The following is a 13,235-nucleotide window of genomic DNA, read 5'->3' on the forward strand; positions in this document are numbered from 1 at the left end:
GCCTCACCGGACGGACCGTTAAAGGACGTTCAGGCTCGCGTGATGCTATCAGCGCTCGCCGACGAGCTCGCCGTCGAGGACCGTCGGACGACCGCGCAGGAACGTGGCGACGACGCGGCCGGGCAGCTCGCGACCGGCGTACGGCGTGTTGCGCGAGAGCGAGACGGAGTCGGCGGCCTCGACGGTGCGCGTGACCGAGGGGTCCCACAGCACGAGGTTGGCGGGCTCGCCCGCCGCGATCGGGCGGCCGTGGCCCTCCACGCGACCGATGCGGGCCGGAGCGACGGACATGCGGTCGGCGACGCCGGCCCAGTCGAGCGCCCCGGTGTCGACCATCGTGTGCTGCACGATCGACAGCGCCGTCTCGAGACCGAGCATGCCGAAGGCGGCGGCCGGCCACTCGCAGTCCTTGTCCTCGTGCGGGTGGGGCGCGTGGTCGGTGGCGACGACGTCGATGGTGCCGTCGGCGAGTCCGGCGCGCAGCGCGTCGACGTCGGCGGCGGTGCGCAGCGGCGGGTTGACCTTGTAGATCGGGTCGTAGGTCGCGGCGAGCTCGTCGGTCAGCAGCAGGTGGTGGGGGCAGACCTCGGCCGTGACGTCCCAGCCCTTGCTCTTGGCCCAGCGCACGATCTCGACCGACCCGGCGGTCGAGACGTGGCAGACGTGCAGCCGCGACCCGACGTGGGCGGTGAGCAGGCAGTCGCGGGCGATGATCGCCTCCTCGGCGACCGCGGGCCATCCCTGCAGCCCGAGGCGGCCGGAGAGCTCCCCCTCGTTCATCTGCGCGCCCTCGGTCAGCCGCGGCTCCTGGGCGTGCTGGGCGACGACGCCGTCGAAGGCCTTGACGTACTCCAGCGCCCGGCGCATCAGCACCGGGTCGGCGACGCAGTGGCCGTCGTCGGAGAAGACCCGCACCTGGGCGGCGGAGTCGGCCATGGCGCCGAGCTCGGCCAGCCGCTCCCCCGCCAGGCCGACGGTGACCGCACCCACGGGGCGTACGTCGCAGTGCCCGGCCTCGGTGCCGAGGCGCCACACCTGCTCGACGACGCCGGCGGTGTCGGCGACGGGGCTGGTGTTGGCCATCGCGTGCACCGCGGTGAAGCCACCCATCGCCGCGGCGCGGGTGCCGGTCTCGACGGTCTCGGCGTCCTCGCGGCCCGGCTCGCGCAGGTGGGTGTGCAGGTCGACGAGCCCGGGCAGCACCACGAGGCCGGTGGCGTCGATGGTCTCGGCCCCCTCGGTGCTCGCGCCCGCCTCGGCGATCGCCCCGTCGCGCAGGTGCAGGTCGGCGGTGCTGCCGTCGGGCAGCGTGGCCCCCTGGATCAGGTAGCTGGTCACGCGTCTCCACTTCCACCGATGGCTGCCTCGGACCCTCCGAGCAGCAGGTACAGCACGGCCATCCGCACGGCGACCCCGTTGGTCACCTGCTCCACGATCACCGAGCGGCTCGAGTCGGCGACGTCGGCGGTGATCTCCATGCCGCGCACCATCGGGCCGGGGTGCATGACGATCGCGTGGTCCTGCAGCGTCGCCATGCGGCGGGCGTCGAGGCCGTAGCGGCGGCTGTACTCCCGCACGCTGGGGAAGAACGCGGCGTTCATCCGCTCGCGCTGCACCCGCAGCATCATGATCACGTCGGTCTCGGGCAGCACCGCGTCGAGGTCGTAGGACGTCGCGACGCCCCAGCTCTCGACGCCGTACGGCAGCAGCGTGGGCGGCGCGACCAGGGTGACCTCGGCCCCGAGCGTGCGCAGCAGCAGCGCGTTGGACCGCGCGACCCGGCTGTGCAGCACGTCGCCGACGATGGTGACCCGGCGACCGTCGAGGTCGCCGAGGTGGCGCCACATCGTGAAGGAGTCGAGCAGCGCCTGCGTGGGGTGCTCGTGGGTGCCGTCGCCGGCGTTGACGACGCTGCTGCGCGACCAGCCGGCGTGGGCCAGCAGGTGCGGCGCGCCCGACGCCCAGTGGCGGCACACGACCGCGTCGGCGCCCATGGCCTCGAGGGTCAGGGCGGTGTCCTTGAGCGACTCGCCCTTGGAGACCGAGGACCCCTTGGCCGAGAAGTTGATGACGTCGGCCGAGAGCCGCTTGGCCGCCGCCTCGAACGAGATGCGGGTGCGGGTGGAGTCCTCGAAGAAGAGGTTGACCACCGTTCGCCCGCGCAGGGCGGGCAGCTTCTTGATGGGCCGGTCGGCCAACGAGCGCATCTCCTCGGCCGTCTCGAGCACGAGCATCGCGTCGTCGCGGGTGAGGTCGCCGGCGCTGAGCAGGTGGCGCCTCATCGGATCGTCACCTCGTCCCCGACCTGGCTGCCGTCGTGCTCGGTCAGCCGCACCGCGACCTTCTCGACGAGCGAGGTCGGGAGGTTCTTGCCGACGAAGTCGGCGCGGATCGGCAGCTGGCGGTGGCCGCGGTCGACCAGCACGGCGAGCTGCACGGCGGCCGGGCGACCGAGGTCGTTCATCGCGTCGAGCGCGGCGCGGATGGTGCGGCCGGAGAAGAGCACGTCGTCGACGAGCACCACCGTGCGGCCGTCGATGCCGCCGGGCGGCACCTCGGTGTGCATCAGCGCCCGGGCCGGACGCAGGCGCAGGTCGTCGCGATACATGGTGATGTCGAGCGAGCCCACCGGCACCTGCGCGCCCTCGACCCGCGACAGCGTCGCCGCGACGCGCTGGGCGAGGTGGACGCCGCGGGTCGGGATGCCGAGCAGCACGAGGCCCTCGGACCCCTTGTTGCGCTCGAGGATCTCGTGGGAGATGCGGGTCAGCGCCCGCTCGATGTCTCCGGCGTCGAGGACGACACGGCCCTCGTCACCGTCCTGCACAGGTGGCTGCGCGCTCGTCACGCGGGACCTCCTTCTCCGCCTCACGGGACGGCTCGTTAAAGGACGTCGTACGCCGGCGACCCTAGCAGCGGAGAGCACCTGCGAGGATCGGCCCGTGCTCAGGTCTCGGCCGCTCGGCGGCGTGCTGGCGGTGCTGCTGGCGACCGGGTGGGCGGCCAACCACTTCTCGGCCACGATCCCGGTGTTCCTCGCCGATCGCGGGCTGTCGGTGGCCCTGCTCGACGCCGTCTTCGGGGTGTACGCCGTGGGCCTGCTTCCGGGCCTGTTCCTCGGCGGCGGGCTCTCCGACCGGGTCGGCCGGGCCGCGGTGGTGCTGCCGGGTGCGCTCCTCGCCGCCGTCGGCACCGTCGTGCTGCTGCTCTGGCACGAGCCGGCCGGGCTGCTGCTCGGCCGCTTCGTGGTGGGCCTCGGCGCGGGACTGACCTTCGGGGCCGGCACCGCCTGGGCCGGCGACCTGCGCGGCACGACCGGCACCGTGCTGGCCGGCGTCTTCCTCACCACCGGCTTCGGGCTGGGGCCGCTGGTCTCCGGCTCGCTCGCGCAGTGGGTCCCCGGCCCGCTCGTCGTGCCCTTCGCGGTCTCGCTCGCGCTCTCGCTCGGCGCCGTCGCGACGGCCTGGCGGGTGAGCGCCCCGCACGGGGGCCGACCCGCGGCCGGTCGCGGCCCGGCGCCCGCAGCGGCGTACCAGTCGGCCGGGACGGCGCTCGCCTGGTCGCTGCCCGTCGCGATCGTCGTCTTCGGCAGCGCGACCGTCGCGCTCGTCACCGTCACGCCGCGGCTGCCCGAGGGGGTCGACGGCCCGTTCCTGTTCGGGGTCTCCGCGATCCTCTCCCTCGGCGGGGGCATCGCGGTGCAGACGGTCGCCCGGCTCGGGGGCTGGGGCCCGCGCACGGGCGTGGTCGGGCTGCTGTTCTCCGCGCTCGGGTTCGCGCTGGTGGCGCTGGGCGGCGAGCGGGTCGGGCTGCCGCTCTTCGTCGTCGTGTGCGTCGTCATGGGCGTCGCCTACGGCCTGTGCCTGCGCGAGTGCCTGCTCGACGTCGAGACGCTCGCCCCGCCCGCGCGCCGCGGCCTGCTCACCGGCGTCACCTACGTCGCGACGTACGTCGGCTTCGGCCTGCCGCTGCTGCTCACCCTGCTCGACCCCTACCTCGGCGTCGTCGTCCCCGCCCTGGGCTTCAGCCTCCTCGCCCTCCTCCTCGCCGCCCTCCGCACCGCGCAGCTCCGTCGCGGCCACCCCGCCCGCTGACCACCGCCGGCCGAGCCTGTCGAGACCACTCCGGTCGCCTCACCGGGTCTCGAGGCCCTCGCCCAGGGGCTCGGGCACCTCGACCACCGACGTCCGCTTCACCCCCGCCGCGACTACTGCTGGTCGAGCCCCGTCGAGACCACCGCTGGTCGAGCCTGTCGAGACCACCGCGGGCGACCCACCAGGTCTCCAGGCCCTCGCCGATGCGCCGCGCCTGGGGCAGGATCGACCGCATGATGGACCACGTCGGCTTCCAGTGCGACGACCTCGCGGCGTCGCGACGCTTCTACGACACCGTGCTCGAGCCGCTCGGCTACGCGGTCGTGCTCGACCACGAGGTGGCGGTCGGGTACGGCGCCGACCACCCGCGCTTCTGGCTCTCCCGGCGCGAGGACGAGGGACCGGGGCTCCCCTCGCACATCGCGTTCGAGGCCGGGTCGCGCGAGCAGGTCGATCGGTTCCACGAGCTCGCGGTCGGGCTGGGCGCGGAGAGCCTGCACGCGCCGCGGGTGTGGCCGGAGTACCACCCCGGCTACTACGGCGCCTTCGTGCGCGACCCCGACGGCCACAACGTCGAGGCCGTCCACCACACCTTTCCCGCCGGCTGAGGCTCACTGACAAGATCGCCGCATGACGGCGACCGGCACCCAGCACTCGGCCAGCGACCCCCGCAACGAAGCCGTGCAGGTGTGGGTCGACGGGGTGCTGCGACCACGGGCCGAGGCCACCGTCTCGGTCTTCGACTCCGGCTTCGTGCTCGGCGACGGCGTCTGGGAGGGGCTCCGCGTGGTCGCGGGCCGGCCGGCGTTCCTGGACGCCCATCTCGACCGCCTCGAGCAGGGCGCCCGCGCACTGCTCATCGACCTGCCGCCGCGCGAGGAGCTGGCCGCCGCGATCACCGCAACCCTGCGGGCCAACGCCATGGACTCCCCCGACACCGACGGCGTCCACGTGCGGCTGATGGTGAGCCGCGGCGTGAAGTCGACGCCGTACCAGGACCCCCGCGTCACCGTCGGGCCCGCCACCGTGGTCGTCGTCGCCGAGCACAAGCGGGCCGACCCGCAGGTCGCCGTCGACGGCATCACGCTCTTCACCACGCACGTGCGCCGCGCCCACCCCGACACCATCGACCCGCGGCTCAACGCCCACTCCAAGCTCAACGACGTCACGGCGTGCATCCAGGCCTACACCGCGGGCGCCGACGAGGCGCTGATGCTCGACCCCGACGGGTTCGTGGCGACGTGCAACAGCACCCACTTCTTCGTCGTCACCCGCACCGGGGAGGTGTGGACCTCCGACGGCCGCTACTGCCTGCACGGCATCACCCGCGCCAACGTGCTGCACGTGAGCCGCTCCGCACGGATCCCCACCCACGAGCGCACCTTCAGCCTGACCGACGTCTACGACGCCGCGGAGGCCTTCGTCACCGGCACCTTCGGCGGGGTGGTGCCCGTCCGGGTCGTCGACGGCCGCACCATCGGCCACGGCCTGCCCCACGCGGGTGCCCGCGGGCCGGTCACCCACCGGCTGCAGGAGCTGTACGCCGCGCACGTCGCGGCCGACGTGGAGGGACGGTCGTGACCCTTCGCGACGCCTCGTCCCCCGGCTCCTCGGGGACCGTCAGGGTGGCGATGTGGAGCGGGCCGCGCAACATCTCGACCGCGATGATGCGCGCCTGGGAGAACCGTCCCGACACCGTCGTCGTCGACGAGCCGCTGTACGCCGCCTACCTCGCCGCCACCGGGCTCGACCACCCCGGCCGCGACGAGGTGCTCGCCTCGCAGCCCACCGACTGGCGCGAGGCGGTCGCGGGGCTGACCGCCCCGGTCGGGGCGCCCGTGCACTACGCCAAGCACATGACCCACCACCTGCTGCCCGAGATGGACCTCGACTGGGTCGCCGACTTCCGCAACGTGCTGCTCGTGCGCGACCCGCGAGAGGTGGTCGCCTCCTACGTGCGCTCGCGCGAGTCGTGCGAGCCCGCCGACATCGGGCTGCTGCAGCAGGTCCGGCTGGCCGAGGTGCTGCCCGACGACACCCCGGTCGTCGACGCCGCCGACTTCCTGCGCGACCCCGCGGGTCACCTGCGGTGGCTGTGCGACTGGCTCGGCATCGACTTCACCGACGCGATGCTGTCGTGGCCGGCCGGCCCCCGCGACTCCGACGGCGTGTGGGCGCCGTACTGGTACGACGCGGTGCTCGCCTCCACCGGCTTCGAGCCCTACCGGCCCCGCGAGGTGACGCTGAGCCCGCACGACGCCGCGGTCGCGGAGACCTGCCGGCCGGCGTACGAGCAGCTGCGCGAGCGCCGGCTACGCCTCTAGCGCGGCCAGCGCCTCGCTGACGGCGCGGTGCATCGTCGGGAAGGCGTAGATCATCGAGCGCAGCGTGGCCACGGGCACCTCGGCGTGCACGGCGAGCGTGAGCATGCCGAGGATGTCGCCGCCGGTGGGGCCCACCACCGTGCCGCCGACCAGCACGTCGCGGTCGGCGTCGACGACGAGCTTGACCAGGCCCTGCGCCTGGTTGATCCACCCGCGCGAGTTGGCCGCCATGTCCTGGACGCCGGTCCGCACCGAGAGCCCCGCGTCGCGCGCCTGCTGCTCGGTCATGCCGACGCCGCCGACCTCGGGGTCGGTGAAGGTCACGTGGGGCACGGCGCGGTAGTCGGCCGGCTCGTGCTCCTGGTCGAGCACGGCGGCGACGCAGACGGCCGCCTCGTACATCGAGGTGTGGGTGTAGGCGCCGTGGCCCACGACGTCGCCGATCGCCCAGAGCCAGCCCTCGTGGCCGCCCACCCGCATCCGCTCGTCGACGTCGAGCGTGCGCGCCGCCGGGTCGAGACCGACGGTCTCCAGACCGAGGTCGTCGAGGTTGGGGGTGCGTCCGGCCGCGACCAGCAGCCGCTCGGCCTGCAGCTCCTGCTCGCCGCCCTCGACCGACACGGTGAGCGTGAAGTGGCCGTCGGCGTGGCCCACGCGCGACAGCTCGGCGTCGGTGAGCACCTGCATGCCCTCCGCGGCGAACACCTGGCCGAGCAACCGCCCCGCCTCGGGCTCGTCGGCGGAGAGCAGCCGGTCGCCGTGCTGCACGACCGTCACCCGGGTGCCGAAGCGGCTGAAGCCCTGGGCCAGCTCGGCACCGATCGCCCCGCCGCCCACGACGACGAGGCTGGCCGGGGCCGACTCGGTCTCGAGCGCCTCGCGGTTGGTCCAGTACGGCGTGCCGTCGAGGCCGTCGATCGGGGGCGCCGCCGGCCGGGTGCCGGGGTCGAGCACGACGCCCTTCGCGGCGACGTACGTCGTGCCGGCCACCTCGACGGTGCGCTCGCCGCTGAGGCGCGCGTGGCCGCGCACGAACCGGGCGCCCGCGTCCTCGATCCGCTGCACCCCGGCGGAGTCGTCCCAGTCGCTGGTGGCCTCGTCGCGGATGCGCCGGGCCACGGGGCCGAAGTCGGGACGCACCTCGACCGTGCCGGCCAGGTCACCGACCCGGCGGGCCTCGGCCAGGGCGTCGGCGGCCCGGATGATCATCTTGCTCGGGATGCAGCCGTAGAACGGGCACTCGCCGCCCACGAGCCGCTCGTCGACCGCGACCACGTCGAGCCCGGCCTGGGCGAGCTGCGTCGCCACCGCCTCGCCTCCCGGGCCGAGGCCGACCACCACCACGTCGCACGTCACGTCGTCACCGTTCGCGTCAGTCACCGCTCCCCCGTTCCCGAAGCAGCACGGTCGTCACGAGGTCGGTGACCGACGGCTCCTCGGGCGTCGAGCCGAACCCGAAGCGCGGCTCCGGGGCGACCGGGGCGAGCGTCCCGAGGTCACGCCCCGCCCAGCTGCCGCCTGCGGACACGACCTTTCGGAGGTCGGTGGCGCCGTAGTACTCCCGGCGCCCGCCGCCCGCGCTCCCCCGCGTGCGCACGCCGCGCAGGAGGCGTCGGGCCACCGGGTCGGTCACGGCGGTCCACCAGGGCGCCTCGGCCAGGGCCCGGGGCACGAGCCGGAGCAGCACCCCGAGCGCCGTACGACGGCCCACGCCGACGCGCAGGTCGAGGTCACCGGCCCGCACGTGCCACGCGCCGGGCCGCTCGTCCACGGCGACGTCGACGTCGACGACGTGGACCTCGTCGAAGGTGTAGGTCGAGGCGACGTAGTCGGCGACCTCGCGGCTCGGCGCCAGCAGGTGACGACGGCCGTCGGGCTCGGCGAGCATCACGTCGCTGAACGCCCCGAGGGGGCTCTCGCGCCAGTGCCCGACGACCACCCGGACCCCGTAGGTGGTGCCGACGCCGGCGATCCGCCCCCGGAACCGGTGCCGGGAGCGGCTCACCCGGCCGCGTGCTCGCGCACGCGGAGCTGCTTGAACCACGACTCGGTGACGTAGTCGGTGCGCCACCCGAGCGAGGTGTAGAGGCCGTTGGCCCCGGTGGGCGAGTCGTCGTCGACCTCCAGGCCGACCCGGTCGCGGCCGCGCTCGGCCGCGTCGGCGATCACGGTGTGCAGCAGCGACTTGGCCACGCCGCGACCTCGGGCGAGACGGTGCACGCCGATGTAGTCGATGTAGGAGCCCTCGTGGCCCTGGGCGTTCTCGGGCAGCACCGTGCTGACCACGGCACCCGCCGGCTCCGGGCGACCGTCGACGTCGACGAACGCGAGCCACCAGTGGTCCCAGCGGTGGCCGGGGTCCTCGCGCAGCCGCTGCACGAACTCGGGGAAGCTCTCGCGGTAGGAGTTGAAGTGGTCCTGGAACGACTTCTCGAGCATCTCGTGCACGATCTGCAGGTCGCGCGCCACGGGCAGGCCGTTGTCGTGGGCCTCGACCCGCCGGATCGTGACGCCCTCGCGAGGGCCGTCGAACTGCTCGGCCCGCTCGACCGGCCGCGTCATCTGCAGCCAGGTGCGCTGGTGGGCGTAGCCCGCCTCGGTCAGCCACCCGCGCTGCTCGGTGTCGTCGGCGAAGGGGCTCGCGTCGAGCCGGGTCTCGTCGATCTCGCGGAGCACGCAGATCTCGACCGCCTGCGCCTCCACGAAGGCGTACGCCGCTGCGGCCACCGCGCCGCGCTCGGCGGCGTCGGCGATCGCGCGGTCGACGTAGACGTGCAGCATCGTGCGGCCGGCAGCGCGGTCGTGCACCACGACCCAGCCGCGCACCTCGCCGGTCGGGTCGACGAGCACGACCTGGCGACGCGTCCACGACGCGGGGCCGGCCACCTCGGACTCGACGGCCTCGCGGTCGACCGACGAGGAGCCGGTCCAGGGCTGCTTGTCGGCGCCCCGGAGCTCGACGAGCCGGGGCACGTCGTCGAGACCGGGCACGCGGGCCGTCCACCCGTCGGGGAGCCCGGGCAGGGTGCGCGGGGCGGTCTCGTCGGCGGCGGGGCGGGGGGAGGTCATCCGGCCAGGGACTCCCGGTCGCGCACCACGGAGCCGAGCACCCCGTTGACGAAGGCCGGGGAGTCGTCGGTCGACAGCTCGCGCACCAGCTGCAGCGCCTCGGACACCGCGACCGCGTCGGGCACGTCGTCGACGTAGAGCACCTCGAAGACGGCCAGGCGCAGCACGTTGCGGTCGACCGACGGCATCCGCTGCAGGGTCCAGCCCTGCGCGTAGCGGGTGATGACCTCGTCGATGTGCTCCTGGTGCGCGACGACGCCCCGCACCAGCTCGCCGGTGTAGGCGTTGTTGGGGCCCCCGGGGATCTCCTCGAGGGCCTCGACCGCCGAGCGGCCGCGCATCTCGGAGGCGTAGATGAGGTCGAGGGCCCGCTTGCGGGCCTTGGAGCGAGCGCTCACCCGCGTCAGCTGCTCACGCGGCCGAGGTAGGAGGAGTCGCGGGTGTCGACCTTGACCCGCTCGCCGGTGGTGATGAACAGCGGCACGTTGATGCTGTGACCGGTCTCCAGCGTCGCCGGCTTGGTGCCGCCGGTGGAGCGGTCGCCCTGCAGGCCCGGCTCGGTGTAGGTCACCTCGAGCTCGACCGACGCGGGCAGCTCGATGTAGAGCACCCGGCCGTCGTTGGTGGCGACGATCGCCTCCTGGTTCTCGAGCAGGAAGTTGGTGGCGTCGCCGACGATGTCGGGCGCGACCTCGATCTGGTCGTAGGTGCCGGTGTCCATGAAGACGAACGACGTGCCGTCGTTGTAGAGGTACTGCATCGTGCGCTTGTCGACCGAGGCGACCTCGACCTTGACGTCGGCGTTGAAGGTCTTGTCGACCGTCTTGCCGCTCTCGATGTTCTTGATCTTGGTGCGCACCACGGCGCCACCCTTGCCGGGCTTGTGGTGCTGGAACCACAGCACCTGCCACAGCTGGCCGTCGAGGCGCAGCACCATGCCGTTCTTCAGGTCGTTCGTCGTTGCCATGCGGAGTCGTCGCACCTTCGGTCGAGAGCGGTGGAGAGAGCTTCTGTGGTGCCTGGTGGCACGGCGGTCGAGTCTAGCGGTGGGTCCGGACGCCGTGACATCGTGCGGTGATGCGCTCCCGGTTCCTCACCACCGCCTCCGCCGTCGCCCTCGGCCTCGCCGCCTCCCTGCTCCCGGGGTCCCCCGCCGTCGCGGACGACCCACGCCCGCCCGGCAACCTCGCCCAGGGCAACCCCGAGTCCTCCTACAACGTCATGGCGCCGCTCAAGATCGAGACCGACCAGGAGTGGGCGACCTTCCGCGCCGACCTGCGCACGGTGTCGTCGTACGGCGTCGACGCGGTGTCGGTCGACGTCTGGTGGGGCGACGTCGAGCAGCGCGACAACCGCTTCACCTGGGGCTACTACGACCGGGTCTTCCGCGAGATCAAGCTCGCCGGGCTCGACATCGCGCCGATCCTGTCGTTCCACCAGTGCGGCGGCAACGTCGGCGACGACTACACCAGCCTGCTGCCGTCGTGGCTGTGGACGAAGTACCAGGACCGTCGCGTCGACGGCATCAAGCTCGGTCCGAAGGGCCTGCAGCACCGCAGCGAGCAGGGCAACTGGTCGGCCGAGACCGTCTCCGGCTGGGGTGACCGGGTCGTGCGCCAGGAGTACGTCGACTTCACCAAGGCGTTCGTGCGCCGCTACGACCCCTCCTACGGCCGCGAGATGAGCGAGCTCAACGTCTCGCTCGGCCCCTCGGGCGAGCTGCGCTACCCGTCGTACAACTCCCACGACACCGGCTCCGGCTACCCCACCCGCGGCGCGCTGCAGTCCTACTCCCCGATCGCCCAGGCCGACTTCCGCGACGACGCCCGGCGCAGCTACGGCAGCCTGAAGCGGCTCAACCGCGCGTGGGACACCGACTACCGCTCCTGGCGCCAGGTCGCCTCGCCGAAGGACGCCGACGACTTCTTCGACAGCGGCGACTACCGCTCCAGCCGCTACGGCCTCGACTTCGTCGACTGGTACAACGCCTCGCTCGTCGCCCACGGCGAGCGCATGCTCACCGCCGTGACCCGCGCGGTCGGTGACGGCTTCCGGTACGCCGACATCGGCTACAAGGTGCCCGGCATCCACTGGCAGATGGGCTCCGGCTCGCCCTACCCGCGGGCCACCGAGGTCACCACCGGCCTGATCCAGACGAGCGTGCGCGAGCAGGACTGGTCGACCGGCCACGGCTACCGCAAGATCATCGAGCTCGCGGGTGACGTCCCCACCAGGCGCAAGGTCGTCATGCACTTCACGGCGCTGGAGATGGACGACAACAACCCGGGCGAGCCCGTCGACGGGCTGCCGCCGTACTCCCTGGCCAAGACCCTGGTCGGCTGGATCGGCGACTACGCCGCCCGCGTCGGCACCCCGCTCAAGGGCGAGAACGCCCTCAACGGCGGCCTCTACGGCGACCGCGGCTGGGACAACATCACCGACGCCTTCGAGCAGTGGGGCTACGAGGGCCTCACCGTCCTCCGCATGGTCGACGTCGGCTCCGGCAACGACAAGGAGCTCCCCCGCACCCGCTACGCCCGCCTCATCGCCGACCTCCGCACCCCCTGACCCCCGCTTCGTCGGCGCGCCCCGCCCCTTCGTGACGCCCCGCTCGTCCCTCGCGGGGTTCCTCAGGGATCGGTTGGGTGCAGCGGCTCACGGTCCCTGAGGTGCGAGCGGAGCGAGCCACGAAGGGCCGTACGACGCCCCGCCGCGCAGTGCGTGCAGAGCAACCCCCCGATCCCTGAGGTGCGAGCGAAGCGAGCCACGAAGGGCCGTACGACGCCTCGCCGCGCAGTGCGTGCAGAGCAACCCCCCGATCCCTGAGGTGCGAGCGAAGCGAGCCACGAAGGGCGCCCCTTCGTGACACCCCGCTCGTCCCTCGCGGGGTTCCTCAGGGATCGGTTGGGTGCAGCGGCTCACGGTCCCTGAGGTGCTAGCGGAGCGAGCCACGAAGGGCCGTACGACGCCCCGCCGCGCAGTGCGTGCAGAGCAACCCCGCTCCCTGAGGTGCGAGCGAAGCGAGCCACGAAGGGCGCCGTCACCGTCCACAGGCATCGACAACGGGCTCGCCGTCCACAGGTCGGGGCGGTTCGCGTCACTGGCCCCGCTGGCGGGGCGACCCTGGGCCGTGGCCCGGACCTACCTCCTCGAGTGCGCCGACGGATCCTTCTACGTCGGCAGCACCGTCGACCTCGCGCAGCGGCTCGCCCAGCACCAGGACGGCACCCCGGCGGCTGGACCCGCCGGAGGCGGCCCGTCACGTTGCTGTGGGCGGTCGAGCTGGAGTCGGTGCGCGACGCCTACGCCACCGAGCGCCGCATACACGGCTGGAGCCGGGCCAAGAAGCGTGCGCTCGCCGACGGTGACCTCGACACCCTCCGGCTGCTGTCCTCCCGCTCCCCAGCCGGACGCGATGCCCGGGCCGCCGCACAGCAAGCCGACCGCGCCGCCCCTTCGTGACACCCCGCTCGTCCCTCGCGAGGCTCCTCAGGGATCGGCACGGCCCCCAGCTCCTGACGTGCGAGCGGAGCGGCCCCCGGTCCCTGAGGCGAGCGGAGCGAGCCACGAAGGGCGCCCCTTCGTGACGCCCCGCTCGTCCCTCGCGGCGCTCCTCAGGGAGCGGCACACAGCCGCTCGTCCCTCGCAGAAGGGACTGCTGAAGGTCTGGTTGTCACTTGGGGTGTGTGGTTTCAGGCCGCGTCAGCGGCCGTGTAGATGGTCTCAAACTCGATCGGGGTGAGCTTGC

The 13,235-nt window shown here is 73.3% G+C and carries 14 protein-coding genes and 1 pseudogene; 7 read left to right on the forward strand and 8 right to left on the reverse strand.

What is annotated here, in order from left to right; all coding sequences use genetic code 11:
* Positions 1-48 precede the first annotated feature (48 nt).
* Genes ACYU8I_RS13815 through pyrR form a run of 3 tightly spaced genes read right to left on the reverse strand, consistent with a single transcriptional unit; the run spans position 49 to position 2,848 of the window.
* Positions 49-1,338 carry a dihydroorotase gene (locus ACYU8I_RS13815; protein WP_460841790.1) on the reverse strand — a complete coding sequence of 430 codons (1,290 nt, stop codon included), beginning with the start codon at positions 1,336-1,338 and terminating at the stop codon, positions 49-51.
* Positions 1,335-2,282, reverse strand: coding sequence for an aspartate carbamoyltransferase catalytic subunit (locus ACYU8I_RS13820; RefSeq protein WP_460841792.1), 948 nt, complete (start codon positions 2,280-2,282; stop codon positions 1,335-1,337). The genes ACYU8I_RS13815 and ACYU8I_RS13820 overlap by 4 nt, the downstream gene beginning before the upstream one ends.
* The gene (gene pyrR, locus ACYU8I_RS13825) at positions 2,279-2,848 is read right to left on the reverse strand and encodes a bifunctional pyr operon transcriptional regulator/uracil phosphoribosyltransferase PyrR (protein WP_460841794.1); all 570 of its coding nucleotides are present in this window, start codon (positions 2,846-2,848) and stop codon (positions 2,279-2,281) included. Before pyrR ends, ACYU8I_RS13820 begins: the two co-directional genes overlap by 4 nt.
* 94 nt (positions 2,849-2,942) lie before the next feature.
* Between pyrR and ACYU8I_RS13830 the strand changes: the two genes are divergently transcribed.
* From ACYU8I_RS13830 to ACYU8I_RS13845, 4 genes are all read left to right on the forward strand, one after another.
* Entirely contained in the window at positions 2,943-4,094 is a 1,152-nt protein-coding gene (locus ACYU8I_RS13830; protein WP_460841796.1) for an MFS transporter, read from the forward strand.
* 233 nt (positions 4,095-4,327) lie between these two features.
* The gene (locus ACYU8I_RS13835; RefSeq protein ID WP_460841798.1) at positions 4,328-4,702 is read left to right on the forward strand and encodes a VOC family protein; all 375 of its coding nucleotides are present in this window, start codon (positions 4,328-4,330) and stop codon (positions 4,700-4,702) included.
* Between the two features lie 22 nt (positions 4,703-4,724).
* Positions 4,725-5,675 carry an aminotransferase class IV gene (locus ACYU8I_RS13840; RefSeq protein ID WP_460841800.1) on the forward strand — a complete coding sequence of 317 codons (951 nt, stop codon included), beginning with the start codon at positions 4,725-4,727 and terminating at the stop codon, positions 5,673-5,675.
* Positions 5,672-6,418 (forward strand): sulfotransferase-like domain-containing protein, encoded by a 747-nt coding sequence (locus tag ACYU8I_RS13845; RefSeq protein WP_460841802.1) that lies wholly within the window; start codon positions 5,672-5,674, stop codon positions 6,416-6,418. The genes ACYU8I_RS13840 and ACYU8I_RS13845 overlap by 4 nt, the downstream gene beginning before the upstream one ends.
* Here the strand turns inward: ACYU8I_RS13845 and ACYU8I_RS13850 are convergent.
* The 5 genes from ACYU8I_RS13850 to efp are packed head-to-tail and all read right to left on the reverse strand — an operon-like array spanning position 6,407 to position 10,454.
* Positions 6,407-7,798, reverse strand: coding sequence for a dihydrolipoyl dehydrogenase family protein (locus ACYU8I_RS13850; protein WP_460841805.1), 1,392 nt, complete (start codon positions 7,796-7,798; stop codon positions 6,407-6,409). The genes ACYU8I_RS13845 and ACYU8I_RS13850 overlap by 12 nt on opposite strands.
* Positions 7,791-8,423, reverse strand: coding sequence for a hypothetical protein (locus tag ACYU8I_RS13855; RefSeq protein WP_460841807.1), 633 nt, complete (start codon positions 8,421-8,423; stop codon positions 7,791-7,793). The genes ACYU8I_RS13850 and ACYU8I_RS13855 overlap by 8 nt, the downstream gene beginning before the upstream one ends.
* On the reverse strand, positions 8,420-9,487 hold the full coding sequence (locus ACYU8I_RS13860) for a GNAT family N-acetyltransferase (RefSeq protein WP_460841809.1): 1,068 nt from the start codon (positions 9,485-9,487) through the stop codon (positions 8,420-8,422). Before ACYU8I_RS13860 ends, ACYU8I_RS13855 begins: the two co-directional genes overlap by 4 nt.
* Positions 9,484-9,885, reverse strand: a complete 402-nt coding sequence (gene nusB, locus ACYU8I_RS13865) for a transcription antitermination factor NusB (RefSeq protein ID WP_460841812.1) — start codon at positions 9,883-9,885, stop codon at positions 9,484-9,486. Before nusB ends, ACYU8I_RS13860 begins: the two co-directional genes overlap by 4 nt.
* A gap of 5 nt (positions 9,886-9,890) precedes the next feature.
* Positions 9,891-10,454: an elongation factor P gene (gene efp / locus ACYU8I_RS13870; RefSeq protein ID WP_460841814.1), complete on the reverse strand. Its 564-nt coding sequence runs from the start codon at positions 10,452-10,454 to the stop codon at positions 9,891-9,893.
* A gap of 110 nt (positions 10,455-10,564) precedes the next feature.
* Here efp and ACYU8I_RS13875 point away from each other — a divergent pair, with 110 nt between their 5' ends.
* The 3 genes and pseudogenes from ACYU8I_RS13875 to ACYU8I_RS13885 all read left to right on the forward strand — a co-directional run bounded on the left by ACYU8I_RS13875 (position 10,565) and on the right by ACYU8I_RS13885 (position 12,949).
* The gene (locus ACYU8I_RS13875) at positions 10,565-12,055 is read left to right on the forward strand and encodes a family 14 glycosylhydrolase (RefSeq protein WP_460841816.1); all 1,491 of its coding nucleotides are present in this window, start codon (positions 10,565-10,567) and stop codon (positions 12,053-12,055) included.
* A gap of 562 nt (positions 12,056-12,617) precedes the next feature.
* A pseudogene (locus ACYU8I_RS13880) lies at positions 12,618-12,674 on the forward strand (GIY-YIG nuclease family protein); the annotation flags it as partial.
* A 77-nt stretch (positions 12,675-12,751) separates the two neighbouring features.
* Complete coding sequence (locus tag ACYU8I_RS13885; protein ID WP_460841828.1) at positions 12,752-12,949, forward strand: hypothetical protein; 198 nt, start codon at positions 12,752-12,754, stop codon at positions 12,947-12,949.
* Positions 12,950-13,235: the final 286 nt, after the last annotated feature.

This window comes from Nocardioides marmoraquaticus (assembly GCF_054777915.1).